Raw genomic sequence first — 25,843 nt, forward strand, 5'->3', positions numbered from 1 at the left:
GATCCATGCGCACAGCGCATCGAGGTATGGTCCGCGCATCGTCTCGCATGCGCCGGACGCATGCATGCGCGCCACGCATGCATATCGGTCGCGGCGTCGCGTGCAGAAGTCTCACGCATCGCAAAGGGTCGCACTAAAATGACCGCTTCCCGGTCCTTCCCTTGCGCCCGTCGCCGGGTGCGTCGCCCGATATGCAACATTTCGCGTCCGATAACTACGCAGGCATTTGCCCCGAAGCGCTCGATGCGCTGATCGCCGCCAACAACAGCGGCCACGAACCCGCTTACGGCGACGACTCCTGGACCAATCAGGTTTGCGACCGTATCCGCGACCTGTTCCAGACCGATTGCGAAGTGTTCTTCGTCTTCAACGGCACGGCCGCCAACTCGCTGGCGCTGGCCTCGTTGTGCCAGTCGTATCACTCGGTGATCTGCCATGAACTCGCGCATATCGAAACCGACGAATGCGGCGGCCCCGAGTTTTTCTCGGGCGGCTCGAAACTGCTGACCGCGCCAGGCGTCGGCGGCAAACTGACACCGGACGCGATCGAAGCCGTCATCACGCGTCGCGCCGACATTCACTATCCCAAGCCTAAAGTCGTGACGCTGACGCAATCGACGGAAGTGGGCACCGTCTACACCGTCGAAGAAATCCGCGCGATTGCCGCGATTGCGAAACGCCGTCATCTGAAAGTGCATATGGACGGCGCGCGCTTCGCCAATGCCGTCGCCGCGCTCGACGTGCATCCGTCCGAAATCACGTGGCGCGCCGGGGTCGACGTGCTGTGCTTCGGCGGCACCAAGAACGGCTTGCCGGTCGGCGAGGCCGTGGTGTTTTTCGACCGCACGCTCGCCGACGACTTCGCGTATCGCCTGAAACAGGCTGGACAGCTTGCATCGAAGATGCGCTTTATTTCCGCGCCGTGGCTCGGTCTGCTCGACAACGATGTCTGGCTGCGCAATGCCCGTCATGCGAACGCGATGGCCCAACTGCTGCAAGCGCGGCTCGCGGAAATTCCGGGCGTCAGCATCATGTTCCCGTCCGAATCGAATGCGGTGTTCGCGCAGCTGCCGCCGGTGGTCTCGAAGGCAATGCGCGCACGCGGCTGGAAATTTTACGAGTTCATCGGCGCGGGCGGTTGCCGCCTGATGTGCGCGTGGGACACGCAGCCGGAAACCGTCGAACGCTTCGCCGCCGACGTCCGCGAACTCTGTGCCTTGTAGTGCAAGGCGGCTTGAAACCGCAGTAAAAAGCGATCAGAACCACCATAAGACTATCGAGCCCGACATGACCGATTACCGTTTTTGCCCCCGATGCGCGACGCCGTTGACCGAACGCACCGATCCCGAACACGAAGGCGCGCGCGTTCGTCAGGTCTGTCCGGACCCGACGTGCGGCTATGTGCACTGGAACAATCCGCTGCCGGTCGTCGCGGCAATCGTCGAATACGAAGGCAAGATCCTGCTCGCGCGCAACGCGGCCTGGCAGGAAGGGATGTTCGCGCTGATCACCGGTTTCCTCGAAAACGGTGAGACGCCGGAAGAGGGCATCGCGCGCGAGGTCCGAGAGGAAACCGCGCTCGAAACGGAGACGGTCGAACTGATCGGCGTGTACGAATTCATCCGTAAAAACGAGCTGATCATTGCGTATCACGTGAAGGCATACGGCACCATCGCGTTGTCGCCGGAGTTACTCGAATACCGGCTGGTCGAACCGGCGAAGCTGCGTCCGTGGCGTGCCGGAACCGGTCAGGCGCTGGGCGAATGGATGCGGCGGCGCGGCCTGCCGTTCGAGTTCGTCGAACGTCCCGGACAATGACGGAGCGGCCGATGAATACACCGACCACCACGAACAAGCCGATTGCCGGAACGCGCGACGGGTACCGCCATTTTCTGTCCATTCCCACCCGCTGGATGGACAACGACGTGTACGGACATGTGAACAACGTCGTCTACTACAGCTATTTCGACACGGTCGTGAACGAGTATCTGATCCGCAGCGGCGTGCTCGATTTCGAGCGCGGCGCGACGATCGGACTGGTGGTCGAAACGCAGTGCAACTACTTCGCGTCGATTGCGTTTCCGGATCGTGTCGAAGCCGGTTTGCGCGTCACGCGTCTCGGCGCGACGAGCGTGCGCTACGAGGTCGGGCTGTTTCGCGACGGCGAAGCGCAGGCGTGCGCGCAAGGTCACTTCGTGCATGTCTACGTGGATCGTGAATCGCGTCGTCCGGTGAGCTTGCCCGCACCGTTGCGCGCCGCGCTCGAACCGTTGCTCGTGCAACCGGACTAGCGCGTGCAGTCGTTCGTTATCGATGCGTTGAACGGCGTCTCGTACGGGCTGCTGCTGTTCATGCTGTCCGCGGGACTCACGCTGATTTTCAGCATGCTGGGCGTGCTCAACTTCGCGCACGCGAGCTTCTACATGCTCGGCGCATACGTCGGCTTTTCCGTGGCTGCGTATGCGGGTTTCTGGCTCGCGCTGGTGATCGCGCCGCTGATCGTCGGTGCAATCGGGGCGGCGCTGGAACGCTGGCTGTTGCGCCGCGTGAGACCGCACGGCCATCTCGCCGAACTCCTGCTGACCTTCGGCGCGGCTTATCTGATCGCCGAAGGGGTGAAGCTCGGCTGGGGTTTGAGCGCATTGAACGCGCGCATTCCCGCCATTCTCGACGGCCCGCTGTTCACGGTGTACGGCGCGGCGTTTCCGCGCTATCGCGCGTTCATGATGGCGGTTTCGATCGCGATGCTCGGCGTGTTGTACGCGAGCTTGCGTGTGTCGAAGGCGGGTCTGATCGTGCGCGCCGCGTTGACGCACCCGCATGCTGTCGAAGCGTTGGGCCATGACGTGCCCCGCGTATTCACCGGCGTGTTCGCAACCGGCACCGCGCTCGCCGCGCTTGCGGGCGTGATCGGCGCGCCGTTGTTCGTGATCGAACCAGCGATGGCCGACTCGGTCGGCTCGATCGTGTTCGTCGTGGTCGTGATCGGCGGTTTGGGCTCGCTTGGCGGGGCGCTGGTGGCGTCGTTGATCGTCGGCTGTGCTCAGACGTTCGCCGTCACCAGCGACGCGTCGCTGGGCGCGCTGGTCGATCTGCTCGGCATGGGGTTCGCGCTGCCGTCCGCGTGGGACGCGCTGACGCTCGCGCAACTCGCGCCGTTGCTGCCGTATCTGATGCTGGTCGCGGTGCTGGCACTGCGGCCGCGTGGTCTGTTCGGGCGGCGCGATGACGAACTCTGAGCGCCTCGTGTTCCAGCGGCGGTGGACGGCGTACCTGCCGTGGCTCGCGTTGATTGCGCTGCTCGCGATTCCGCCTTGCGTTGCGCCACAAAGCTGGTTGCTGGCCTATCTCGCGCAGACCGCGACGATGATCGTGTTCGCGCTGTCGTACAACCTGCTGCTCGGCGAAACCGGCTTGTTGTCGTTCGGTCACGCCGCGTATGCGGGGCTCGGCGCGTTGTTCGCCGCGCGCGTCTTCAATACCGGCTTGTTGCCGTTACCCGCGATGCCGCTGATCGGCGGGATCGGCGGCGCGCTGGCGGGTGTGATCTTCGGCTTCGTCTCGACGCGCCGCGCGGGCACCGCATTCGCGATGATCACGCTCGGCATCGGCGAACTCGTTGCGGCCGCGGCGTGGACCTTGCCCGACTGGTTCGGCGGTGAGGCGGGCGTACCGATCGACCGCGCGAGCGGCGTGCCCTTTGCTTCACTGACATTCGGCCCCGCACGCGAAGCGTATGCGTTGATCGCCGTGTGGTGCGTGATCGCGTGCGTCGCGATGGCGGCGCTGTCGCGCACGCCGCTGATGCGACTCGCGAATGCGGTCCGCGACAACCCGACGCGCGCGGCCGCGATCGGATGTTATCCGCGTCGCGTGCGGTATGCCGTCGTCGTCACGTCCGGGTTTTTCGCGGGTATCGCAGGCACGCTCGGCCTGATCAACCTCGAACTCGTATCGACCGAAAGCGTGGGCATGCTGCGCTCCGGCGCGGTGCTGATCGCGACGGTGATCGGCGGCACCGGCGCCTTCTTCGGACCGGTTGCCGGTGCAGTTGCGCTAACGTTTTTCAGCGTCGCGGTTGCGAGCATGACGCGTGCATGGCTGCTGTATCTCGGCCTGTTTTTCGTCGTGATCGTCGTCGCGGCGCCCGACGGTATGGCCGGATTCGCGCAGCGCCAACGCGCCCGCATCGCCGTGTCCGGATGGCGACCTTGTGCGGGCGCGTATCTGAACAGTGCGATTGCAACGGGCGCGTGGTCCGTCGCGGTGGTGCTGATCGTGCAGACCGCGTATGCGGTGCAATTCGGCGTCGATGGCGGCGAGAGCCTGCCTTGGGGTCTCGCCACCAACAGCGCTTCCGTGATGCGGCTATCCGGCGCGCTGCTTGCGCTGATATGCGTCGGCGGGCTTGCCACGCATCGTGCGTCGCGTGCGTGGCGACAACTCGACGCGAGCGCGTCGCTTGACGTTGAAACCGCATACGGAGACGCGCGATGACATTCGCCCTGTCCGTGCAACAGGTGACCAAACGCTACGGCGCGACGCAGATTTTGCGCGGCGTCGATCTCGCGATCGATCCGGGTGAACGTCACGCATTGATCGGACCGAACGGCGCTGGAAAATCGACGCTGTTCAACCTGATCGCCGGTAATCAGCGGCCCAATCGCGGACGCATCGAACTCTACGGTGCGGACATCACGCGTGTCGCGCCCGCCGCGATTTGCCGTCGCGGACTCGCGCGCAGTTTCCAGACCACCAGCGTATTCGCGCGCCTGACCGTGTTCGACAACCTGCGCTGCGCGGCGAGCATCGCCGAGCGCGATCGCGCGCGCTGGTGGCAACGTTTCAGCGGTTCGCCGGCAGTCGATTCGCGCGCAACGGACATTCTCGACGCAGTGGGCCTGGCCGCGAAACGTGACGTGCTGGCCGGCGCTCTGAGCTACGCGGAACAACGTGCACTGGACCTCGGCATTGCGCTGGCGAGCGGTGCGCATACCTTGCTGCTGGATGAACCGACCGCCGGGATGAATCGCGCCGAGGCCGCGCGCGCGATCGAGTTGATTCGCACCATCACGGCGGGGCGCACGCTGCTGATGGTCGAACACGATATGGACGCGGTGTTCGGTCTTGCCGACCGCATTTCGGTGCTTGTACAAGGGCGCGTGATCGCAACCGGCACACCGTCGGCGATCCGCGCGGACCCGGCAGTGCAGGCCGCGTATCTCGGTGCGGCCGATGGAGCGCTCGCATGAGCGCGCTGTTGCGGATCGATGCGCTGCGCGCATGGCACGGAACGAGTCAGGCGCTGTTCGGTGTGAACCTGCATATCGATGCAGGTGAAGTCGTTGCACTCGTCGGGCGCAACGGTTCCGGCCGCTCGACGCTGGCGCGCGCGGTCATGGGTCTGGTTCGCATCGAAGGCGGCTTGCAGTTCGACGGTCATGCATTGAACGGGCTGCGCACTTTTCAGATTGCACGGCTTGGCATCGGTTACGTGCCGGAGCATCGCGACGTGTTTCCAGGCTTGAGCGTTCACGAGAACCTGGTGCTCGGCGTGGCGTCGCGCGGCCGTCCGCCGCGCTTTTCGTTCGACGATGCGTACACGCTATTTCCGGTGCTGAAAGAACGACAACGCACGCGTGCCGGAGCGTTGTCGGGCGGCGAGCAGCAGATGCTGACGCTTGCGCGCGCATTGCTGGGCGATCCCGATCTGCTCGTCATCGACGAACCGACCGAAGGGCTCGCCGGTCAGGTGATCGTCCAGGTGGCGGACTGTCTGAAGATGCTGCGCGAGCGGGGCATTGCAATGCTGTTGATCGAGCAACGGCTGGCGATAGCGCGCGGACTCGCGAATCGGGTCGCGGTGATGGGGCGCGGCGAAATCGTGTTCGATGGTTCACTCGATGCACTCGAACAGCACGCCGATGTGAAGCGTGCGTGGCTCGGCGTGGGCTAGGCACGCCACAGTCTGGCCGTGCGCGCCCGGTGTGCTGTTTGAATCTCACGGCAGCGGCGCGCTTCAGCCCTTGTCCATGCGGTTTCCGGGCAGGTTCGCTATCCATTTCAAACGCTTGACCGTTTGGTAATCCTCCTCCAGAAATGTTGTCGGCAGCGCGGCCGCAAAGCAAGACAATCGGATCACAGGCCGTTGATGGACGCGACGCTTCGCATGCGTGCACGTCATGGCTCAAGATAATCCCGAGCGTCGTGCGATGCGTGACGGCCTGAAGAGGGAGGAGACATCATGAAGGCGTCATCGATCCATGCGCGTGCGTCATGCGTGAATTCATGCATGAATGCCGCGCGCGTTGTTCGTTCGACTCGCGCCGCACGATATGCGGTGTTGCTCGGCGTGGTCGTATGGATGTCGGCCTGCGCCGACGCGAATTCGACCTCGGCCTCGACCTCGACCGATACCGCGTCCGCGTCGCCGGTCGCCGCACAGCCGACCCGAACCGACGCCGACATCCTGCCGAAACGCACAGACTCGCGACCCTCGCTGGAAATCGCCAAAAGCCGCCAGCTCGCCGGCGAACAACGCATCGCCGCGCGCATTCCGTCGGCAAGCGGAATGACCGAACAGCGGAACCGTCCGTTGACGTTGCGGGATTCCGGCATCGATGGTTCGATGATGTTCGCGCGCGATGTCGATTTTCGGGTGACCGGCGAGATCGGCTTCATGATTCATGACATGGCCGCGACGCTCGTGCCGACGCATCCCGGCGCACCGATCGTATTCGACGATCCGACGAGTGTGACCATCGACGTGCATCGCGGCCACGTCACGCTGAATAGCGCGAAGCTGACAGCGATTTTCGACCGCTACCTGTTTCAGTACCAAGGTTCGCCGCTGCGCAATATGCGGGTCGAGCCACAGGACGGACAGTTGCGCATTACCGGTGAAATGCATCGCGACGGCTGGGTGCCGATCGTATTGACCGGCACGCTATCGATGCGAAATCCGGATGAACTCGTGTTCCATCCCGAGCACGTCGAAGTGGCGGGTGTGGGTGCGGACCGGTTGATGCAGGCCGCGCATGTGAAGATGGCCGATCTGTTGAAAGTCGATACGCCGATTGCCCGTCTCGATGGCGACGACGTCGTGATGCAGGTCGCGAAGCTGACGCCGCCGCCCGCATTGAAAATGACCATCGTAGAAATACAGACCACGCCTGCAGGTGTCGATTTCACGCTCGACGACCATGCGTTGCAACGTATCGACTGGCCTGCGTCGATGCCCGCGCGCGGCATGCTGGTGCAAGGCGGCGACGTCAAATTCATGCGCTCGATGCCGATGAATATCGACATGACGCTCACACCGACCGACGCGAAAGCGTCGTTCGTACTCGATCTTTATCATTACCGCGAGCAGATGGCCGCAGGCTATTTCACGTTCGACGAAGCCGGTGCACTGAACGTGCATTTGCCTTCTTATCCGGCACTCGCCGCGCACGATGCAACGACGGTATCGGGCGTCGCATCGACCGGCACGGCCAGTGCCCGCTACAACGACAGCTTTATTCGCGCGCAGCAATTCGCGCTCGCGCAAGCGCGTCTGCATTGGCAGCAATTGCCTGCGAGCACGCGTAGCACGACCGAGGCCCGTGCGATACCGGTCAGCGCCCGCACGAATCTGTCGGGCGTGAATATGGCGAAGCCGGGCACCGCGTTTGTCGATGAGCGTCATTCGACCCATGCGGCGCCACTGATTCATGTGCAGAACGTGGACTTCTACGTCGCGGGCAGAATCGGTTTTCACGTGCGGTCGCTGGACGCGCAGATGGTCCCGAAAACGCCGGGGCAACCGGTCGATCTGGACGATCCGGATCAGTACGATATTCACATCATCGAAGGCGAAGTGGTGGAGCCGTGGCCTGCGATGGCCGCACTATTCAACGACTATCTGCTCGACTATCAGCCGCGATCGTTGAACGATCTGCAACTGAAGCCGGTTGACGGTGCGTTGCAGGTAACGGGCGGCATCAAGCTGTGGAATCACTTTCCGGGCGTGTGGTTGCCGACCACGATGAGCGGCACGCTCGTCGCGCGTGACGAGCGTCATCTCGTCTATTCGCCGACATCGGTGAAGGTGTTGGGCGTGCCGCAGGCGGGCTTGCTGAAGGCGCTGGATATCCCACTGGCGTCGTTGACGCCATTTATGCGCAAAGGTGTGGCCTTGCAAGGCAATGAACTTGTGTTCGATCAGTACTCGGTGTTCCCTGCGCCGTTGCTGAAGGGGCGTCTCGCGAGCGCGACGGTGACGGACGAAGGACTCGTCCTGAAGTTCAAGCGTGACAGCGGCATCGCCACCGCGCGGCCGCCTGCATCGTCGGGGAAAAGTTTTGTGTGGATCGAAGGCGGCGATATCAAGATGTTCAACTCGCTGGTCGTGAACGGACGCACCTTCATTCGCGATTCATCGCGAGCCAACGATATGAAATTCGATCTCTACGGGTATCGCCGCGATGTGGCGAAGGGCACCGTCCGGATGAGCGAGGACGGCGCGCTGCTCGTCGATCTGAACCATTGACGTTGCGATGCGATGACACACGCGTTCACTTGAGCATCCATTCATGGGCCGGATCGTTCTTGAAGTGCCACACGCGTTTGCCGCCTGCCATCACGTTCAGATAGTACGAGTCATAGCCGACCGGCACCACGACCGGGTGATAGCCTTTAGGCACCATCACCACATCGTGATTTTCGACCGCCATCGATTCGTCGATATCTCTTGAATCCGTATAGACCCGCTGAAATGCAAAGCCCTGCGGCGGATTCAGACGGTGATAGTAAGTCTCTTCGAGCGAGCTCTCGACGGGTATGTTGTCGGTATCGTGCTTATGCGGCGGGTAGCTGGACGCATGGCCGCCCGGCGTCCGTACTTCGACCACCAGCAGGCTCTCTGCAACTGCCGTTTCCGGCAGGATATCGCATACGTAGCGCGTATTGAGGCCGGTGCCGCGCGTCGAACGCTTCATCGTCGATGGATCGATCAACCGCGCGGGATGGGTTCCCGTGGCGGGGGCGCTCGCCACGCCCACTTCCGCATCGCGATTCGCGCGTACTGTCACGCGCACGCCAGGCGGAAAATACACCGCATACGGCGACGCATCTTCGAACACGCTATCGCGCGAGCCGAGTGCGTGCCAAGTCTGATCGTCGGACTCGATATCCACCGCGCCGGACAGCACCACGATGCACACTTCGCGCGATGGCTCGAACACGTGCGCCACTTCATTCGTGGCCAACCGGTACGCGGCGAATCCCACATATCGCCAACCGGCCGACGCTGGTGTCACGCGTGCAATCGTCTGGCCTTCGCGCTGTGCTTTAACTAGCAAGCTCATGCTGCCTCCTTCGTATCCAGTGGTGCGTCGACCAGACTGCGCAGCGTGCGATAGCCTTTGTCCGCGTAAGCATAAGACGGTGCGACGACCGGGTCCTGTTCCGCTTCGACCACGAGCCAGCCCTGATAACCATGCTGCTTCAGACGCGCGATGATCGACGGGAAATCGATCGCGCCGTCGCCCGGAACGGTGAACGCGCCATTCAATACCGCATCTAGAAAACTCCAGTTCCGGTTGCGCGCGAGCTTCATCACAGCCGGTCGCACATCCTTGCAATGCACATGGCAGACCCGCGCGATATGTTTGTCGAGCATCACGAGCGGATCGCCGCCGGCAAACGTGATGTGCCCCGCATCGAATAACAGGCCGACTGCATCGCCTGTGCGTGCCATCAGCTTGTCGACATCGGCGGGTGTCTCGACATAGGCACCCATGTGATGGTGATAGGCAAGCCGGACGCCACGACTCAACGTATAGCGCGCAAACTCATCGACGCGCGCGGCATAGGCGTCCCATTGCGCGTCGCTAAAGAATCGCGGCCGCTGATACAACGGTTGCTGTGCGCCCTGAATGGAGTCGGCCACTTCACCGTAGACCATCACGGTCGCGCCGTTCTTAGCGAGCAGTTCCAGATGCGCGCCGACTTCCGCAATCTCGTCGGCCACACTGCGTCGTGCGAGCCGCCCGGAATACCAGCCCGATACCAGCGATAAATCGCATTGGGCTAACAACGCGTTGAGCGCGTCGGGGTCGCGCGGAAACTTGTTGCCGAGTTCGAAACCCTGGTAGCCGATCTTGCGACCTTCGGTGAGCGCGACCTCGAGCGGTGTCTCGCCGCCCAGTGATGGCAGATCGTCGTTCATCCATGACAGTGGATTGATACCGATACGTACGTCGAAAGCATTCATACGAGCGTCCTCAGTGACGGGCTTAATCTTGAGTGCCAGGGCCGATATCGGCGCGCTTCGCCGCATCGTCGCCGTGAGCGCGTTGAGCGCGTTGATCGAGTTGCGCTTCGTAGGCCGCGCGCGCGTCGTTCACGGCGGTACGTGACGACACTTCTGGAACGGCGACCTCCCACCACCAGCCGCCGTCGTCGGTGGTGCGCGCGGCGTCGGTGTCGATGCTGATGACGTAAGTGCGGTCGGCCGCGCGCGCGCGTTGCAACGCGGCGTCGAGTTCGCCGACATTTGCGACGTGTTCCGCATGCGCGCCGAGCGCGCGCGCGTGCATCGCGAAATCGATCGACGGTGCGCCGAGCGGACCTTGCGCGCAGTCTTCGAACATATTGTTGAACGGCGCACCGCCACACGCCTGCTGCAAGCGATTGATGCACCCGTAACCGCGATTATCGAGTACCACCACGATCAGTTTCGCGCCTAGCATGACCGACGTCGCGATCTCGCTGTTCATCATCAGATAGCTGCCGTCGCCGACCATCACGATCACGTCGCGCTCGGGCCGCGCGAGTTTTGCGCCGAGGCCGCCCGCAATTTCGTAACCCATGCACGAGTAGCCGTATTCGACGTGATACGCGCCCGGCCGACCTGCGCGCCACAGCTTGTGCAGTTCCGCAGGCAAGGTGCCCGCCGCGCACACGACGATGTCGTGCGACGCCGACTCCGGATGCGAGCGCTGGACTGCACCGATCACGTCGGCGTCGTAGGGCAACACGGCATCTTCCTGCGTCGCATGCGTGATCGCGCCGACCGATTCACGCCATTGCGCACTGAGTTGTCGCGCGCGTTCCGTCCATGCGCTGTGCGCATGCCAGTCATGCACGCATGCGCCAAGCGCATCGAGTGCCATGCGTGCGTCGGATTCGACGGTCTGCGCATGATGTTTGAGTCCGTCGAATGCGTTCGGATTGATGGCGATGACGTCGGCCTGCGTGAACAGCGTATTCGAGCCGGTCGTGAAATCCTGCAGGCGCGTGCCGATTGCAAGCACGCAATCGGCATCGTGCGCGAGCGCATTCGCGGCGGGTGAGCCGGTAACGCCGAGCGCGCCGGCGTTCAACGGATCGTCCCATGCGAGCGCGCCTTTTCCCGCCTGCGTTTCAGCGACGGGAATGCCATGCGCGCTTGCGAATGCGCGTAGCGCATCGGTCGCGCGGCCGTACAGAACGCCGCCACCGGCGACGATCAAAGGCCGCTGCGATTGCTTCAGACGCGCGACGCTTCGCGCGATTTCATCGGCGCGCGGAGCGGGCGCATGCAACGTGACGACGCGAGGTGCAAAGAACGCCAGCGGGAAGTCGTACGCGGCGGCCTGCACGTCCTGCGGCAACGCGAGCGTGACCGGACCGCATAACGCAGCGTCGGTCAGCACACGGATTGCACGCGGCAACGCCGTCAGCAATTGAGCCGGATGCACGATGCGATCGAAGTAACGGGAGACAGGCTTTAGCGCATCGTTCGCGGAAATGCCGCCGTCGTGAAAGTCTTCGACCTGCTGCAAGACCGGGTCGGGCGCGCGCGACACGAACGTGTCGCCGGGCAACAGCAGCACCGGCAAGCGGTTCACATGCGCGAGTGCAGCCGCGGTGACGAGATTGGTCGCGCCCGGCCCGATCGACGTGGTCACGGCCATCATGCGTCTGCGAAATTGCGCCTTCGCATAGGCAATCGCGCTGTGCGCCATCGCCTGCTCGTTGTGCGCCCGGAAGGTCGGCAGCGCGTCGCGATGCTGATACAGCGCTTCGCCGATGCCCGCCACGTTGCCGTGTCCGAAGATTGCGAATACACCTGCAAACAGGGGCTCGTCGCCGTTGCCGTCTTCGGTCTCGACGCGTTGCGCGGCCAGATAGCGGATCAAGGCCTGTGCCATCGTCAGACGGATCGTCCGCGAACGGCTGTCCGGAACATGCGGCGCGCCGGTCGTGCCCGCGACGGTATCGTGGTCCAGCACACGCTTGTTCATGCCGCCTGCTCCTGATGAACCGCGGTCGGGTGCGTCGCAGCCGGGTCTGTCGCGTCACGCTGGCTGCGTGTGTCGCGCCACGCGGCAATCAAGGTTTCGAACGCATGACGTACGCGCATGACAAGATCGTCGTCGCCGATTTCACCGGCGAGCCACGCGCGGCTCGGCTCATGGAAGATCGTGCGGCCCACGGTGAAGCCACGGCATGACGACGCATGCGCGGCTGCACGAAAGCCCTCGGTCAACTGTTCGATGCTCGCGGACAAGCCCAGTAACACCACGCCACGGCAGTACGGATCGCGCTCGGCGATCAGCGCATCGATTGCGCGCCATTGGGCGGCGTCCATCGCTTCGAGCTTCCACCATTCCGGATAGATGCCGATGTTGTACAGCCGCTTCAACGCGCGATACACGGTGTCGGCACTGTCGGTTCCGGTGGCGACCGGCATATGCTTCGGCGGAATGACTTCGAGCAGCAACTCGTGTCCGCTTGCCTGCGTCGCGTCGTACAACGCGCGCAATTGCGACTCCTGCTCCAGCCGTTGTTCGAACGCTTCGTCGGGATGGTATTGGACCAGACACTTGACGACATGCTCGCGCGGCCACGACGCGAGCGTCGTGCCGATGGAGCGGCCGTGATCGAACACGAGCGGCAACGAGCCCGGCAGTTCGACCGGGCGGCCGATCCACCAGCCTCGTCCGGTTGCCGCGTTCAGCGCATCTTCGCCATAGCGGTCGTCGATCAGAACGGCGACCCGTCCATGCAGATTCAGCGCGTCCTCGGTTTGCGCGACGGCTTCGACGAACAGACTCTTTAGCGTCGAGATGCGCGCCGGATGCGCACCGGTTTGCTGCGCGAGTTCGAAGAACTGGTTGCGATGATCGAATGCGAAACCAAGCACTTCGTCGCGCGGTGTGCGGGCAGGGGACACGCGATGCAAACGCGCCAGCGTCGCGTCGCGATCCGGACGGCGCATCCGTTGCGGATCGACTTTGGCTTCACGAAGAAAGTAGTCGAGTTCGGCGGGCGTCGGCATTGCCGGTGCGCAACCGTGCCGCGAGACGACGAGTGCGCCGCTCGCGTTCGCCGCACGCGCACATGCGTCGAATGGATGATCGCGCAACCAGCCGGATAGAAAGCCGGACGCGAACGCATCGCCTGCGCCGAGTACGTTGAGCACGTCCACTTCGACGCCGCGTTGCACAGGCAGGTCGTCGAGCGACACAGGGACCGCGCGGTCGATGATCTGACAGCCCAGCGGCCCGCGCTTGAGCACGAGTGTCGCCTGCGTGACTTCGCGCACGGCCGCAAGCGCTTCGATCGGACTGGCGCCGCCGCCTGCGATCCGGAATTCTTCTTCGGTGCCGATGATCAGATCGAACTGCGGCAGGATGCGTTGCAGGTGTGCGGTCACGCCGTCGTTCGCAACGAAGCGCGTCTCGCCGTCGGCCTTGCCGGCCAAGCCCCACAACACCGGCCGGTAGTCGATGTCGAGCACGGTGCGCACATCGTTGCGCCGCGCGAATTCGAGCGCACGCATGCTGGTACGGTTGACCTGTTCCGTCGAAAAATGCGTGCCCGTAATCAGCAACGATTTCGACGATGCGATAAAGGCTTCGTCGAAATCGTGTTCATCGACGGCCATATCGGCGCAATTCTCGCGATAGAAGATCAGCGGAAACGTGTCGCGATCCTTGAGTCCCAGCAGCACGAGTGCAGTCAACCGTTCCCGATCGATCCGCACATGACTCACGTCGCACCCTTCATGCGTGAGCGTTTCGGTCAGGAAGCGGCCCATATGATCGTCGCCGACGCGCGCAAGCATCGCCGAATTCAAGCCAAGCCGTGCGCAGCCGAATGCGATATTCGCCGACGATCCGCCGAGGTACTTCGCAAAACTCGCGACGTCTTCGAGTCGCGCGCCGACCTGCTGCGCGTAGAGGTCGACGGCAAGCCGGCCAAGGCACACGATGTCGCGACTGCGGCCAGGTGCAAACCGGCTTGCCGCGCTACCGGCCGGCGTCGTGGATGCGGCCGGCGAAGGAGAGGTAAGAGCCATGAAGATTCCTGGAGGTATCGTGGATATCGTCGCGCGATGCGATGCAATGAGGTTCGACTCGGGCTAGATCGTCGCGCCTTCGAGTTCGCCGATCATCTTCTGCATCTCTGCGCCACCGGCCATCATGTCGAGCACTTCGTCCTTGCTGATCGTGTCTTTGGTAAACGTGCCGAGCGACTTGCCGCGATTGAGCAAGGTGAAGGAGTCGCCGATCGGATATGCGTGATGCACGTTGTGCGTGATGAAGATTACGGAGATCCCTTTGGCGCGCGCCATGTGAATCAGCTTGAGTACGTTGAAGCTCTGCTTCACGCCGAGTGCGGCGGTCGGTTCGTCGAGAATCAGTACGCGTGCGCCGAAGTGAATCGCGCGTGCAATCGCGAGACACTGCTTTTCGCCGCCGGACATCGTGCCGATCGCCTGATGCGGATCGCGTACCCGTATGCCCATTTCCGCGAGTTTGTCGCGTGCGGTTTCGGCGCAGGTTTCGAGGTCCATCACGTTCAGAAACCCAAACAGCTTCTTTTGCGGTTCGCGGCCCATAAAGAAGTTGCGCGCAACCGATAGCAGCGGCACTAATGCGAGATCTTGATAGACGGTCGCGATGCCCAGGTCGAGTGCGTCCTTGGGCGACTCGAACAACACCGGCTTGCCGTCCACCAGGTACTGTCCGGAAGACGGTTGATGCACACCGGCCAGCGTTTTGATCAACGTGGATTTTCCCGCGCCGTTATCGCCCAGCAGGCAATGCACTTCGCCGCGTTTGAGCCTTAGCGTGACGCCGCTTAGCGCAATCACTTTGCCGAAGAACTTGTTGACGTTTTCGAGTGCGAGAATGACGTCGCCGTCGTGTTGCATATCGGACATGAGAGCCTCCACCCTTACGATTGCGCGACGCGGCGGCGCACATAGTGATTGAACAGCACCGCGAGCAGCAGCATCACACCGAGGAAGACGCGGAACCAGTCGGAGCTGACATTCGTGTACGTAATGCCGATCTGAACGACACCGAAGATCAACGCGCCGAAGCACGCGCCGATAATCGAACCGTAGCCACCCGTCAGCAACGTGCCGCCGATCACCGCAGCGATGATCGCCTCGAATTCCTTTTGCAAGCCGCGATCCGCGGCAGCCGAGCCGATGTCGCACACTTGCAGCACGGCGAACAGGCACGAGCAGAAGGCGGTCAGCACGAACAGCGAGATCTTTACGCGGCGCACGGGCACGCCGACATTCTTTGCGGCATTCGCGTCGCCGCCCACGGCGAGAATCCAGTTTCCCGCGCGGGTCTTTGCCAGCACGAATGCACAGACCGCGGCGAGTCCGAACCACCACAAGATGACTTTCGGAATGCCGGGCACCAGCGCATGGCCGTTATCGAGCATCTGCCCAACGCCGTGCTGGGCGAGGAACGTGAAGAGTCCGTTTAGCGCGACACCATGAAAGAAGGTGTTCGCGATCCAGTCCTGCTGCGCCAGATCGCCGACGCCGGACACGATGGTGCGGTCGGCAAACATGATCGACAACGCCAGCGTGAGGCCGCGCAGAATAAACAGGAACGCGAGCGTGACGATGAACGACGGCAGGCGCGTTCGCATCACGAGATAGCCGTTCAGTGCGCCGAGCAGCATCGAGCCGACGAATGCAAACAGGATCGCAACCGACAGCGGCCAATGAAAATAGACGGCGGGAATCGCGACCATCATTCCCGAGAAACCGATCATCGAGCCGATCGACAGATCGAATTCACCGGCAATCATCAGCAGGCACGCACCGACCGCGAGAATGCCGAGATACGCGGACACCTGCGACCAGTTCATCACGCCGTCGAGATTGAACATGCCGGAACTGCCGGCGGTCAGCGCGAACACCAGAAAAACCAGCACGGTGCCGGAAATTGCGGCGAATTCCGGGCGGTTCAATAGATGCCCGAACCACGACTCCTTGCGCACGCGCTCATCGGATGCAACGGCCGTCGGCGCGACGGATTGCGATGTGGACGTCGTGTCGGCGCTGTCGTCTTGCGGCGTTGCGTGGGAAGGGTAGTGCTTACCGGCTACACCCATGATGTCTCCTCGATACCGGCACCTTGCCGCGTCGTCGTCTAACCGGAGCAAGACGCGACGGGCAAAGAGTCGGTGAAATGCGTGCTAAAGAAACGGCACTTGAACCTGCACTGGAAAACGCCTGCTGATAAATCGCCAGACTGACCTGAGTTGCTTCAGCGTTTTTAAACGGCGTTAAACATGCTTAAGGAATCAGCGGTACTGACCTGCGTATTTGATGACCTTGTCGATATTGGCTTTAGTGATAAAGCCCGGGCCTGAGCGAATGTTCTTCGGCCCATAAGACGGTGCGAGTCCGTAAGTGTCGAGCCGCGCCTTGAACTTCGGATTCGCTTCGAGAATCTGGCGGATCTTCGCGGTATCGGTGGTGTGTTCCTTCTTGGCGATTGCCAGTACGGCGACCGGAATATAGCCCTGCAAATACGGTTGCTGATCGATTGCGAACTGGATTGTCCCGCTCTGGATGCCCTTGGCGATATCGTCGGAGAAATCGAAGGTGCAGAAGTAGATCTTGCCCGCGAGTCCCATCTGCTGAACGGCTTTCAAGGTCGCGGAAGCGGGCGTCGGTCCGAGCGTGAGGATGGCGCCGGTATTCGGATGGTTGCGCAGATACGCGCTGACCTTCGACTGGATTTCGGTCGGGTCCTGGCCCGAGTCGATCGTCGAGGTCTTGTAGTCGACGCCGATCGCTTCGGCAAAACCACGGCAACGGTCGAACGACACCGTGTTGGTCGCAATATGATTCACGCACAGAAACGACTTCACGCCAGCGGCCTTGGCCTTTTCGCCGGCCGCTTTGCCCGCCACGTATTCAGGCTGTCCGACGTGCATGATCGCGCCGAGTTGTGCGCTCTGTTCTTCGGTGCCGGAGTTGATCGTCACGAGCGGAATCTTCTTCGCGGTGACTTTGCCGATCGAGCTTTTCAGCACATCGAAATCTGCGATGGTGACGATCACGCCATCGTAGTTGCGGGCCGCGGCCTGTTCGATCAGACGGGCCATGTCGGCGATATCGCCGTTGGGCGGATTGCGGTAGTCGGTCTCGACGTTGAAATCTTCGTCAGCCTGTTTGATGGCGTTCTTGATGGTGTTCCACCAGGAATCGGAGTCCGGCGCATGGCTGATCAACACGAAATGGCCGTCGGCCGCGCGTGCCGCCGACGCGGCGCCGAATCCGGTCGCCAACGTCAATGCGGCAACCAGAACCCTGAGCGTAGCCTTGCCCTTGCAAAGTCTCATTGTCTCCACCTTTCTCGGTCTGTCGTTATGGAAGGAGCGTCTTACGCGCTGCCTGCACAACGTCGTGCCTGCTGCCGCACCGTCGCTCGCAACCAAGAGTAGGTCAACTCGTGCGGGGTTGCAATGGATATTTCACCGGGGCGAAAAATGGAAAAACCGTTCCATTTGGCCCTGGCTCTGCCTATAATCGGCAGCGTCGATGCAGTGCTCGCCGTGCGGCCTGGTGAAGACCCTGAAGGGTTTTCATAGCACGCAAGATGCGGCTGTTGCACTGCGAGAAGCGCCTTGAAGGAACCACGATGGCCGAAGAGAGCACAGAAGCACTACCGAGCGTCGAAGAATTGATGCAGCGCATCGCGGAGCATTACGAAGCATTGCCGCGTCAGCTGAAAAACGTCGCGAGTTATATCGAACAAAACCGCACGAGCGTGATGATGGATCGCACGAGCGACATCGCCGCGAGTTGCGGGGTTCATCCATCGGCGGTGGTGCGCTTTGCGCAGCGTTTCGGCTTCTCGGGTTTCTCCGATTTGCAGGCGGTATTCCGCCAGGCGTATGCGGGTCAATCCGCATCGACCACCAGCTATCAGCAACGCATTCGTAAGCTGATCGACGACAAGCCGGGCGCGCTGTCGGGGGGATCGGTTGCGCGTGAATTCATCGCGGCATGCCGCGACGGTCTCGACGAGCTCGACGCGAATCTCGACGACGCGCAGTTCGACGCCGCCGTGAAGATGCTGCAAAAGGCCGACAACATCTACGTGATCGGCGTGCGGCGCTCGTTTCCGGTGGCGAGCTATATCGTCTACGCACTTCAACATACGGCGAAGCGCGTGCATCTCGTTTCGGGTTTCGGCGGGATGTATCGCGAGCAGATTCGCAGCGTGCGAAAAGGCGATGTGGTGATTGCGATCAGCTTCGCGCCGTATGGCAAGGAAACCCAGCACTGTCTGCGCGTCGCGCATCATCAGCAGGCGAAGACACTCGTCATTACGGATAGCCAACTATCGCCGCTGGCGCGCTACGCGACCACCCAGCTTTATGTGAAAGAGGGCAGCGCATTTGCGTTCCGCTCGCTGACCAGCACGATTTGCCTGTGCCAGGCGCTGTTCATCGCGCTTGCGTACAAGCTCGAACTGAACGTCGAGGAATCGACAGACTCCGGAGGATACGATGACTGACATGGCAGGCGGCAAGACCATCGACGTAGCGGTATTCGGCGCAGGGCGCATCGGCCGCATTCATGCGGGCAATCTTGCACGGCAGCCGGGCGTGCGGCTCAAGTACGTGGTCGATGTTAACCGCGACGCCGCTGCGGTGCTTGCTGCGCAGCACGGCGCGCAAGTGGCCGACGGCGACACGGTGTTCGGCGATGCGTCGGTCGGTGCGACGGTGATCTGTTCGAGCACGGACACCCATGCAGATCTGATCCTGCAATCGGCGGCGCAAAAGAAGCATGTGTTCTGCGAGAAGCCGGTGGACCTGACGCTTGATCGCGCGCGTGCGTGTGCGAAAGCCGTCGAGGAAGCGGGCGTGGTGTGCATGATCGGTTTCCAGCGACGCTTCGATCCGACCTTCGCGGCGGTGAAGGCGCGTATCGATCTCGGCGAGATCGGCGCGCCGGAAATGCTGATCGTCACGAGTCGCGATCCCGGCGCGCCACCTGTCGATTACATCCGTCATTCGGGCGGCATTTTCAAGGACATGCTGATTCACGACTTCGACATCTTCCGCTGGATGCTCGACGACGAAGCCGAGACCGTGCACGCCACCGGCAGCGTGCTGAGTAATCCGGATATCGCCGAGGCCGGCGATATCGATTCCACCGCCGTGACGATCCGCACGAAACGCGGCCGCCTGTGCCAGATCAATACCGCACGCCGCGCAGCGTACGGCTACGATCAGCGCTTCGAAGTACTCGGCAGCGACGGCATGTTGCAAGCGGGCAATGTGCGTCCCACCGAAGTCACCGCGTATTCGAAGCAGGCGGTGTCGAGCGACGTACCCGAAGCGTTTTTTCTCGAACGCTATCGCGCGGCGTATGCACTGGAAATCGCGCATTTCTTCGAAGCGGTCACGCATGGCAAACCGGTTCGCACGACGGTCGCGGACGGTTTGAAAGCGCTCGAACTCGCGGAAGCGGCCACGCGTTCGTGGCGCGAAGGACGTGTCGTGCGCATGGGCGAGGACCGGTGATGAACGCCGCCGTGAGTGACGCCGGGCGTGACGCGGACACGGTGCGGGTCGGCATTGTCGGGCTCGGGCGGCTGGGCAAGCGGCATGCGGAAAACCTCGCGTACCGCGTGCCGGGCGCGCGGCTGGTCGCAGCGTGCAGTCCGCTCGACGATGAACGCGCGTGGGCGCAACGCACGTTGCCGCCGCTGCATCTGCACGCGCATTACGGCGATCTGCTCGCTGATAAAAACGTCGATGCGGTGTGGCTGGTGACGCCGTCGTCGTTGCATGCGCAACAGATCGTCGATGCATTGCGCGCGGGCAAGCATGTGTTCTGCGAGAAACCGTTGTCGCTCGATGTCGGCGAATGCGAGCGCGTGATCCATGCGTCCACGGAATATCCGCATTTGCAGGCGACGATCGGCTTTATGCGGCGTTTCGATCCAAGCTATCGCGATGCGTTCGATAAGGTCGAAGCGGGTCTGATCGGGCGACCGTTTCTGGTGCGCTCGCAAACCTGCGACCAGAACGACCCGACCGGGTTTTTCGTGCAGTTCGCGCGGACGTCCGGCGGCATCTTTCTGGATTGCACCGTGCACGATATCGACGTGGCGCGCTGGCTGCTCGGCAAGCCGCGCGCGATGCGCGTATTCGCGAGCGGCACGGTCGCGTTGCACGAAGGACTGCGCGCCTCGGGCGATGTCGATAACGGCGTCGCGATCTGCGAATTCGAAGACGGGCGGCTGGCGATGTTCTACGCGTCGCGAACCATGGCGCATGGTCACGACACCGGCAGCGAAGTGATCGGCACGGCGGGCGCGCTGTCGATCGGGCGCGATCCGCGTCTGAATCGCGTCGAAATCGCCGATGCGAACGGTATCCGTCACGCGTGCACGCCGACGTTCTTCGATCGTTTCGACGACGCGTTTCTGCACGAAGCGCGCGCGTTCGTCGCGGCGGTGAAGGGCGGGGCGCAGCTTGGCGCGACGCTTTCCGACGCGCTGGAGGCGACGCGGATCGGTAGTGCGCTTAGGGCCTCGCTGCAGAGCGGGCAGGCCGTCCTGCTGTGATCTGACGCGTCTGGGGCGTAGCGGATGCGCAGCGACGGCGCGGCGCAGACGGCTGCGGTAGAATTTGGGCTTCGTCCGGCGTCGTTTGGCGCCTCAATCCGAAGGTCCCCGATGCAAGTACAGGTTCACAAAGAAGTCGACGCGCGCGGGCTGAAATGCCCGCTGCCCATCTTGCGCGCGAAGAAAGCGCTCGCCGATATGGAAAGCGGTCAGATTCTGAAGGTATTCGCCACCGACCCCGGTTCGCAACGCGATTTCGCCGCGTTCGCGAAGCAGACCGGCAACGAGATCGTCGAAAGCTCGACGCAAGACAAGGTGTTCGTGTTTCTGATGCGCCGGCGTTGAAACAACGCGTGCGGCCTGTCGTGATGGCCAGGTGTTGACGGGTTCTGCTGAAGATTCCGTTCGCGGCTTCGAATTTCAAAGCCCAATAAAAAAGGCGCTGAGCCCGCACAAGCGGTGCTACAGCGCCTTTTTTGTCTCCGCCGATAGCGCGGAGAAGCCGGCGCGGGCCGCACGAGGCGGCCCGCGTCAGCGTGTTCAGCCTTCGAGAATCGGCGAGCGGGTGCGCAGATACTCTTCGAAATCCGCCGCGACTTCCGGGTGACGCAGCGCGAATTCGACGGTTGCCTTCAGATAACCGAGCTTGCTGCCGCAGTCGAAACGCGTGCCGTGATACTTGTACGCGAGGACCTGCTCGTCGGCCAGCAGCGACATGATCGCGTCGGTCAGTTGCAGTTCGCCGCCGGCGCCCGGCTTCAACGCGCGGATGTGATCGAAAACGCGCGGCTTCAGCACGTAACGGCCCACTACGCCGAGGTTCGACGGCGCGACTTCCGGCTCCGGCTTTTCGACGATGCCCGACAGCTTGATGATCGAGTCTTCCCACTCCTTGCCGTCGACGATGCCGTACGACTTCGTCTCCGCCGCCGGAATCTCTTCCACGCCGATCACCGAGCTATGGTAGTGGTCGAACACTTCGATCATCTGCGTCATCACGGGCGGCGTGCCGTACAGCAAGTCGTCCGCGAGGATCACGGCGAACGGGTTGTCGCCCACCAGCTTTTCCGCGCACAGCACCGCGTGGCCGAGGCCGAGCGCTTCCGGCTGGCGCACGTAGAAGCAGTCGACGTGGCTCGGTTTGATACCGCGCACGAGTTCGAGCAGTTGCTTCTTGCCGCGGGCTTCGAGTTCGGCTTCGATCTCGTAGGACTTGTCGAAGTGATCTTCGATCGCGCGCTTGCTGCGCCCGGTCACGAAGATCATTTCGGTGATGCCGGCCGCCATCGCTTCTTCGACCGCGTACTGGATCAAAGGCTTGTCGACGATCGGCAGCATTTCCTTCGGGCTCGCCTTCGTGGCAGGGAGGAAGCGGGTGCCAAGTCCTGCTACCGGAAATACCGCCTTTGTAACTTTTAGCATGTGTTTACCCTGGATCCTCTAGTAGCCAGGCGCACTAACCGCGTGCGCCGTGGAGCGTCAATCATGCCGGCAGGCGTGCAAGCTGCGCGGTCAGTTTGCCAATCGTACTGTCGTATTCTGCCAGCCTTTTCCGTTCCTGCTCAACGACCGCAGCGGGTGCGCGCGCGACGAAGCTCTCGTTTTCGAGCTTGGCCTGACATTTCACAACCTCACCGGTCAGGCGGGCGATTTCCTTCGACAGACGCTCGCGTTCGGCGGCAACATCGATTTCCACCTTCAGCACGAGTTTGTCCGTGCCAACGATAGCAATCGGCGCGCCAGCCGTCTGTGCGTCGAGCGAGGCTTCGTCCGCGATGATCTGCACGTCCGACAGACGGGCGAGCGCCTGGGCGTACGGCGCGAAGCTTTGCAGGCGTTCGGCGTTGCCGGTGGCGAGCAGCGGCACCTTGACGGCCGGCGACAGGTTCATCTCGCCGCGCAGGTTGCGGCATGCGTCGATCACGGCCTTCAGGTCGGCCGTCCATTGCTCGGCGGCTTCGTCGAGTTTGGACAGGTCGGCGACCGGATACGGCTGCACCATGATGGATGCTTCGCCGTCGGTCTTGCCTTCCGGATAGCGGCCGGCGAGCGGCGCCACCTTCTGCCACAGCGCTTCGGTGATGAACGGAATCACCGGATGCGCGAGGCGCAGCACGGTTTCCAGCACGCGCAACAGCGTGCGGCGCGTGGCGCGCTGCTGTTCCGGCTTGCCGGTCTGGATCTGCACTTTCGCCAGTTCCAGATACCAGTCGCAGTATTCGTCCCAGACGAATTTGTACAAGGTAGACGCGACGTTGTCGAAACGGTAGTCGGCGAATCCCTTCGCGACGTCCGCTTCGACGCGTTGCAGCAGCGACACGATCCAGCGGTCGGCCTGCGAGAAGTCGAGATAGCCGCCGGGGCCGCAAGCGCCCGCGTCGCACAGTTCCGGCTTGCCGAAACCGCAGTCGTGGCCTTCGCAATTCATCAGGACGAAGCGCGTGGCGTTCCACAGCTTGTTGCAGAAGTTGCGATAGCCTTCGGCGCGTGCGAGGTCGAAGTTGACGTTGCGGCCGAGCGTGGCCATCGACGCCATCGTGAAGCGCAGCGCATCGGTGCCGAACGCGGGAATGCCGTCGGGGAATTCCTTGCGGGTTTTCTTTTCGATCTGCGCGGCCTGCTTCGGATTCATCAGACCGGTCGTGCGTTTTGCGACCAGCGTTTCGAGGTCGATACCGTCGACGATATCGATCGGGTCGAGCGTATTGCCCTTGCTCTTCGACATCTTCTGGCCTTCGGCGTCGCGCACGAGACCGTGCACGTAGACCGTGTCGAACGGCACCTTGCCGGTGAAGTGGGTGGTCATCATGACCATCCGCGCGACCCAGAAGAAGATGATGTCGAAGCCCGTGACCAGCACCGACGACGGCAGGAACTGCGTGAGTTCCGGCGTCTCGTTCGGCCAGCCGAGCGACGAGAACGGCACCAGCGCCGACGAGAACCACGTGTCGAGCACGTCTTCGTCGCGCTTGAGCGCGCCGGTGTAGCCCTTCGCGGCGGCTTGCGCCTTTGCGTCGTCTTCGGTCTTGGCGACGAAAATCTCGCCGTTTTCGCCGTACCACGCCGGAATCTGATGGCCCCACCAGAGTTGACGCGAGATGCACCAGTCCTGGATGTTTTCGAGCCACTGGTAGTACGTGCTGGACCAGTTTTCCGGCACGAAGCGGATTTCGCCGCTGCGGACGACGTCGAGCGCGGTTTCCGCGATCGATTTACCCGGATTGAAGGTGCCTTCCGGCGCCGGCTTGCTCATCGCGACGAACCATTGGTCGGTGAGCATCGGCTCGATAACCACGCCCGTGCGGTCGCCGCGCGGCACTTTCAGGTCGTGCGGCTTGACGGATTCGAGCAGGCCGATCGCTTCGAGGTCGGCGACGACCTGTTTGCGCGCGTCGAAACGGTCGAGGCCGCGATATTTTTCCGGCGCGTTGTCGCTGATTTTCGCGTCGAGCGTGAGGATTTCGATTTGCGGCAGCGCGTGGCGCTGGCCGACCGCATAGTCGTTGAAGTCGTGCGCGGGCGTGACCTTGACGACGCCGGTGCCGAATTCGAGATCGACGTAGTCGTCGGCGATGATCGGGATTTCGCGATCCGACAGCGGCAGCTTCACCGATTTGCCGATCAGGTGCTTATAGCGCTCGTCTTCCGGGTGGACCATGACCGCGACGTCGCCGAGCATGGTTTCGGGGCGGGTGGTGGCGACCGTCAGATGACCGGAGCCATCGGCGAGCGGGTACTGGATATGCCAGAGGCTGCCTTTTTCGTCTTCGCTGACGACTTCGAGGTCGGAGACGGCCGTCATCAGGACCGGGTCCCAGTTGACGAGGCGCTTGCCGCGATAGATGAGGCCTTGTTCGTAGAGCGTGACGAACACATCGCGCACGGCGGCCGACATTTTGTCGTCCATCGTGAAGTATTCGCGGGACCAGTCGATGGATGCGCCGAGGCGGCGGACCTGACCCGTGATCGTATTACCGGACTGCTGTTTCCATTCCCAGACGCGCTCGGTGAATTTTTCGCGGCCGAGGTCGTGGCGGGAGATGCCTTTCGCGTCCAGTTGCCGTTCGACGACGATTTGGGTGGCGATGCCCGCGTGGTCGGTGCCCGGCACCCAGAGGGTGTTTTCGCCGAGCATCCGGTGGTAGCGGGTCAGACCGTCCATGATGGTCTGATTGAACGCGTGGCCCATGTGCAGCGTGCCGGTGACGTTCGGCGGCGGGAGCTGGATCGAGAAATTCTTGCGATCTGCGTCGAACGTCGGCGTGGCGTAGGCGCGTTTTTCCCACTCGGGGCCCCAGTGGGCTTCGATGGTGTGGGGCTCGAAGCTCTTGGCAAGCGTGCTGTCGGGCGTGCTGTCAGTCGTCATTGTTGGGGTCTGCTGGAAATGCAATGGAATTAGGGATTATAAGGGGTCTGGGGTGTGGCGCGGCGCGCGGGGCTGATTTCGGGTGGCTGGTTTGGCTTTGGTCTGGTTGTCCTGTTTTCACGCTGGTTTGCCTGGATCGTCCCTGTGCGGGGATGAGTGCTTTGGGCGGTGCTTTTGGCGTTGGGTCGGGCTGGTCTTGGGTTGGCGTGCGTGGCCTGTTTTCACGCTGGTCCGCCTGGATCGTCCCTGTGCGGGACCGCACCTACTTTTCTTTGCTCGCGCAAAGAAAAGTAGGCAAAAGAAAGCGCGTTTACCTCGCGCTCCGTAGCGAGTGGCGTCCTTTCAGAACGGATAGTGGACCGCGCACGATTTGAGTTGCCGCACCACAAGACCTGGTGACAAGGCAGTCATTAGTTCCGGCTGTTCGCTCCGCGACAGCCGACGGGCACAGCCCCGTCTTTTCTTTTTGGCGCTCTTCGCTCTCTGCACTCCGTCGGTCACAACACCCATTTTCCTGGCATGCGCCGGTCTGATCACGCGCGCAAAATTCCAGGTCAATCGGAGCGTCGGAACCGTCGAGAAGGCGAGCGAATGCCGT

Annotated in this window: 21 protein-coding genes; 12 read left to right on the plus strand and 9 right to left on the minus strand. The window is 62.4% G+C overall.

Annotated features, from left to right (window positions below; all coding sequences use genetic code 11):
• The first annotated feature begins 191 nt into the window (after nt 1-191).
• The 8 genes from PW947_RS25520 (at nt 192) to PW947_RS25555 (ending at nt 8,530) form a co-directional block, all read left to right on the plus strand.
• On the plus strand, nt 192-1,223 hold the full coding sequence (locus tag PW947_RS25520; protein WP_299635163.1) for a low specificity L-threonine aldolase: 1,032 nt from the start codon (nt 192-194) through the stop codon (nt 1,221-1,223).
• Between the two features lie 64 nt (nt 1,224-1,287).
• Entirely contained in the window at nt 1,288-1,818 is a 531-nt protein-coding gene (locus tag PW947_RS25525; RefSeq protein ID WP_299635164.1) for an NUDIX domain-containing protein, read from the plus strand.
• A gap of 11 nt (nt 1,819-1,829) precedes the next feature.
• Entirely contained in the window at nt 1,830-2,291 is a 462-nt protein-coding gene (locus PW947_RS25530) for a thioesterase family protein (protein ID WP_299635165.1), read from the plus strand.
• Nucleotides 2,292-2,294: 3 nt separating this feature from the next.
• Nucleotides 2,295-3,239 carry a branched-chain amino acid ABC transporter permease gene (locus PW947_RS25535; protein ID WP_299635166.1) on the plus strand — a complete coding sequence of 315 codons (945 nt, stop codon included), beginning with the start codon at nt 2,295-2,297 and terminating at the stop codon, nt 3,237-3,239.
• Complete coding sequence (locus PW947_RS25540; RefSeq protein ID WP_299635167.1) at nt 3,226-4,497, plus strand: branched-chain amino acid ABC transporter permease; 1,272 nt, start codon at nt 3,226-3,228, stop codon at nt 4,495-4,497. The genes PW947_RS25535 and PW947_RS25540 overlap by 14 nt, the downstream gene beginning before the upstream one ends.
• Nucleotides 4,494-5,252 carry an ABC transporter ATP-binding protein gene (locus PW947_RS25545; RefSeq protein WP_299635168.1) on the plus strand — a complete coding sequence of 253 codons (759 nt, stop codon included), beginning with the start codon at nt 4,494-4,496 and terminating at the stop codon, nt 5,250-5,252. The genes PW947_RS25540 and PW947_RS25545 overlap by 4 nt, the downstream gene beginning before the upstream one ends.
• Nucleotides 5,249-5,956: an ABC transporter ATP-binding protein gene (locus tag PW947_RS25550; RefSeq protein WP_299635169.1), complete on the plus strand. Its 708-nt coding sequence runs from the start codon at nt 5,249-5,251 to the stop codon at nt 5,954-5,956. Before PW947_RS25545 ends, PW947_RS25550 begins: the two co-directional genes overlap by 4 nt.
• Before the next feature lie 408 nt (nt 5,957-6,364).
• On the plus strand, nt 6,365-8,530 hold the full coding sequence (locus tag PW947_RS25555; protein WP_299636014.1) for a hypothetical protein: 2,166 nt from the start codon (nt 6,365-6,367) through the stop codon (nt 8,528-8,530).
• Nucleotides 8,531-8,555: 25 nt separating this feature from the next.
• On the opposite strand, the gene iolB is transcribed toward PW947_RS25555, so the two are convergent.
• The 7 genes from iolB to PW947_RS25590 all read right to left on the minus strand — a co-directional run bounded on the left by iolB (nt 8,556) and on the right by PW947_RS25590 (nt 17,634).
• Nucleotides 8,556-9,347: a 5-deoxy-glucuronate isomerase gene (gene iolB, locus PW947_RS25560; protein WP_299635170.1), complete on the minus strand. Its 792-nt coding sequence runs from the start codon at nt 9,345-9,347 to the stop codon at nt 8,556-8,558.
• A complete protein-coding gene (gene iolE / locus PW947_RS25565; RefSeq protein WP_299635171.1) occupies nt 9,344-10,255 on the minus strand; it encodes a myo-inosose-2 dehydratase in 912 nt (303 codons plus the stop codon). The genes iolB and iolE overlap by 4 nt, the downstream gene beginning before the upstream one ends.
• Nucleotides 10,256-10,277: 22 nt before the next feature.
• Nucleotides 10,278-12,269, minus strand: coding sequence for a 3D-(3,5/4)-trihydroxycyclohexane-1,2-dione acylhydrolase (decyclizing) (gene iolD / locus PW947_RS25570; protein ID WP_299635172.1), 1,992 nt, complete (start codon nt 12,267-12,269; stop codon nt 10,278-10,280).
• The gene (iolC, locus tag PW947_RS25575) at nt 12,266-14,329 is read right to left on the minus strand and encodes a 5-dehydro-2-deoxygluconokinase (protein ID WP_299635173.1); all 2,064 of its coding nucleotides are present in this window, start codon (nt 14,327-14,329) and stop codon (nt 12,266-12,268) included. Before iolC ends, iolD begins: the two co-directional genes overlap by 4 nt.
• Before the next feature lie 63 nt (nt 14,330-14,392).
• Nucleotides 14,393-15,196 (minus strand): ATP-binding cassette domain-containing protein, encoded by an 804-nt coding sequence (locus PW947_RS25580; protein WP_299635174.1) that lies wholly within the window; start codon nt 15,194-15,196, stop codon nt 14,393-14,395.
• 14 nt (nt 15,197-15,210) lie between these two features.
• Entirely contained in the window at nt 15,211-16,395 is a 1,185-nt protein-coding gene (locus tag PW947_RS25585) for an ABC transporter permease (RefSeq protein WP_299635175.1), read from the minus strand.
• A gap of 192 nt (nt 16,396-16,587) precedes the next feature.
• A complete protein-coding gene (locus tag PW947_RS25590; RefSeq protein ID WP_299635176.1) occupies nt 16,588-17,634 on the minus strand; it encodes a sugar ABC transporter substrate-binding protein in 1,047 nt (348 codons plus the stop codon).
• A gap of 299 nt (nt 17,635-17,933) precedes the next feature.
• Here PW947_RS25590 and PW947_RS25595 point away from each other — a divergent pair, with 299 nt between their 5' ends.
• The 4 genes from PW947_RS25595 to PW947_RS25610 all read left to right on the plus strand — a co-directional run bounded on the left by PW947_RS25595 (nt 17,934) and on the right by PW947_RS25610 (nt 21,224).
• The gene (locus tag PW947_RS25595; protein ID WP_299635177.1) at nt 17,934-18,815 is read left to right on the plus strand and encodes a MurR/RpiR family transcriptional regulator; all 882 of its coding nucleotides are present in this window, start codon (nt 17,934-17,936) and stop codon (nt 18,813-18,815) included.
• Complete coding sequence (gene iolG, locus PW947_RS25600; RefSeq protein WP_299635178.1) at nt 18,808-19,830, plus strand: inositol 2-dehydrogenase; 1,023 nt, start codon at nt 18,808-18,810, stop codon at nt 19,828-19,830. Before PW947_RS25595 ends, iolG begins: the two co-directional genes overlap by 8 nt.
• A complete protein-coding gene (locus tag PW947_RS25605) occupies nt 19,830-20,879 on the plus strand; it encodes a Gfo/Idh/MocA family oxidoreductase (RefSeq protein WP_299635179.1) in 1,050 nt (349 codons plus the stop codon). The genes iolG and PW947_RS25605 overlap by 1 nt, the downstream gene beginning before the upstream one ends.
• Nucleotides 20,880-20,990: 111 nt before the next feature.
• A complete protein-coding gene (locus tag PW947_RS25610) occupies nt 20,991-21,224 on the plus strand; it encodes a sulfurtransferase TusA family protein (RefSeq protein ID WP_299635180.1) in 234 nt (77 codons plus the stop codon).
• 195 nt (nt 21,225-21,419) lie between these two features.
• On the opposite strand, the gene galU is transcribed toward PW947_RS25610, so the two are convergent.
• Nucleotides 21,420-22,301, minus strand: a complete 882-nt coding sequence (gene galU, locus PW947_RS25615) for a UTP--glucose-1-phosphate uridylyltransferase GalU (protein WP_299635181.1) — start codon at nt 22,299-22,301, stop codon at nt 21,420-21,422.
• Between the two features lie 61 nt (nt 22,302-22,362).
• Nucleotides 22,363-25,245, minus strand: coding sequence for a valine--tRNA ligase (locus PW947_RS25620; RefSeq protein ID WP_299635182.1), 2,883 nt, complete (start codon nt 25,243-25,245; stop codon nt 22,363-22,365).
• Between the last annotated feature and the right edge of the window lie 598 nt (nt 25,246-25,843).

It is taken from the genome of Paraburkholderia sp., from assembly GCF_028283785.1.
In the GTDB taxonomy this organism is placed as follows: domain Bacteria; phylum Pseudomonadota; class Gammaproteobacteria; order Burkholderiales; family Burkholderiaceae; genus Paraburkholderia.

Bases quoted from the DNA above. Each gene is read 5' to 3' on its own strand.
- PW947_RS25520 (WP_299635163.1), top strand. From the start codon at position 192: ATGCAACATTTCGCGTCCGATAACTACGCAGGCATTTGCCCCGAAGCG.
- PW947_RS25525 (WP_299635164.1), top strand. From the start codon at position 1,288: ATGACCGATTACCGTTTTTGCCCCCGATGCGCGACGCCGTTGACCGAA.
- PW947_RS25530 (WP_299635165.1), top strand. From the start codon at position 1,830: ATGAATACACCGACCACCACGAACAAGCCGATTGCCGGAACGCGCGAC.
- PW947_RS25540 (WP_299635167.1), top strand. From the start codon at position 3,226: ATGACGAACTCTGAGCGCCTCGTGTTCCAGCGGCGGTGGACGGCGTAC.
- PW947_RS25545 (WP_299635168.1), top strand. From the start codon at position 4,494: ATGACATTCGCCCTGTCCGTGCAACAGGTGACCAAACGCTACGGCGCG.
- PW947_RS25550 (WP_299635169.1), top strand. From the start codon at position 5,249: ATGAGCGCGCTGTTGCGGATCGATGCGCTGCGCGCATGGCACGGAACG.
- PW947_RS25555 (WP_299636014.1), top strand. From the start codon at position 6,365: ATGTCGGCCTGCGCCGACGCGAATTCGACCTCGGCCTCGACCTCGACC.
- iolB (WP_299635170.1), bottom strand. From the start codon at position 9,347: ATGAGCTTGCTAGTTAAAGCACAGCGCGAAGGCCAGACGATTGCACGC.
- iolE (WP_299635171.1), bottom strand. From the start codon at position 10,255: ATGAATGCTTTCGACGTACGTATCGGTATCAATCCACTGTCATGGATG.
- iolD (WP_299635172.1), bottom strand. From the start codon at position 12,269: ATGAACAAGCGTGTGCTGGACCACGATACCGTCGCGGGCACGACCGGC.
- iolC (WP_299635173.1), bottom strand. From the start codon at position 14,329: ATGGCTCTTACCTCTCCTTCGCCGGCCGCATCCACGACGCCGGCCGGT.
- PW947_RS25580 (WP_299635174.1), bottom strand. From the start codon at position 15,196: ATGTCCGATATGCAACACGACGGCGACGTCATTCTCGCACTCGAAAAC.
- PW947_RS25585 (WP_299635175.1), bottom strand. From the start codon at position 16,395: ATGGGTGTAGCCGGTAAGCACTACCCTTCCCACGCAACGCCGCAAGAC.
- PW947_RS25590 (WP_299635176.1), bottom strand. From the start codon at position 17,634: ATGAGACTTTGCAAGGGCAAGGCTACGCTCAGGGTTCTGGTTGCCGCA.
- PW947_RS25595 (WP_299635177.1), top strand. From the start codon at position 17,934: ATGGCCGAAGAGAGCACAGAAGCACTACCGAGCGTCGAAGAATTGATG.
- iolG (WP_299635178.1), top strand. From the start codon at position 18,808: ATGACTGACATGGCAGGCGGCAAGACCATCGACGTAGCGGTATTCGGC.
- PW947_RS25605 (WP_299635179.1), top strand. From the start codon at position 19,830: ATGAACGCCGCCGTGAGTGACGCCGGGCGTGACGCGGACACGGTGCGG.
- PW947_RS25610 (WP_299635180.1), top strand. From the start codon at position 20,991: ATGCAAGTACAGGTTCACAAAGAAGTCGACGCGCGCGGGCTGAAATGC.
- galU (WP_299635181.1), bottom strand. From the start codon at position 22,301: ATGCTAAAAGTTACAAAGGCGGTATTTCCGGTAGCAGGACTTGGCACC.
- PW947_RS25620 (WP_299635182.1), bottom strand. From the start codon at position 25,245: ATGACGACTGACAGCACGCCCGACAGCACGCTTGCCAAGAGCTTCGAG.